The sequence below is a fragment of the Bartonella sp. AC329YNZD genome, assembly GCF_042196685.1.
Lineage (GTDB): Bacteria > Pseudomonadota > Alphaproteobacteria > Rhizobiales > Rhizobiaceae > Bartonella.
The window spans coordinates 1-503 of the sequence record NZ_JBHIQS010000133.1 but is presented as its reverse complement, the minus strand read 5'-3'; the positions used below and the strand labels follow the sequence as shown (position 1 = coordinate 503).

Annotated in this window: 1 pseudogene; it reads right to left on the bottom strand. The window is 44.7% G+C overall.

The annotated features are described in order from the left end of the window. Positions 1-503 (bottom strand): annotated as a pseudogene (locus ACFIMW_RS09560) (phage tail protein); the annotation flags it as partial.

Genomic DNA, 503 nt, shown 5'->3' with positions numbered 1-503 from the left:
TCACGACGCAAATAAGCCTTCCCATCGCAAATTAACCAATCCTTTGGAATCCCGCGCATGCCAAACGTTCCTATAAAACCCGTAGGATAAAGACTGCTTTCTTCTTCTTCTAAAGGGAGTGGGGTAGGATTAACGAGATGCCAATGATCCCCATTATAAACCAATGTATAAATGCACCCTTCTTGGAGTTCGCCCCCTGATAAAGGACCAACCCCTAATTCTGTTGCTTTATAAACCGGCTTGCCATCTAAAGCATTTAAGACAATCGTGGTTGCTCCAACATTCCTGCTCGTCGCCATAAAGCGCAAAACAATACCATTCTGATAATCTAAAAACTGTGAGGTGCTTGCAAGTCTTATCACACTCGTTTGTTGAACATGATCATTGGTAACAATCCCTTCAAGCGCACCACCCGTATCCGATAAATATTCCTTTACGCGCTGCATCATCACACGGGCGCTCGTGTTCACACTGCTAGGATGCTGTCCCTCTGACCAATCAAT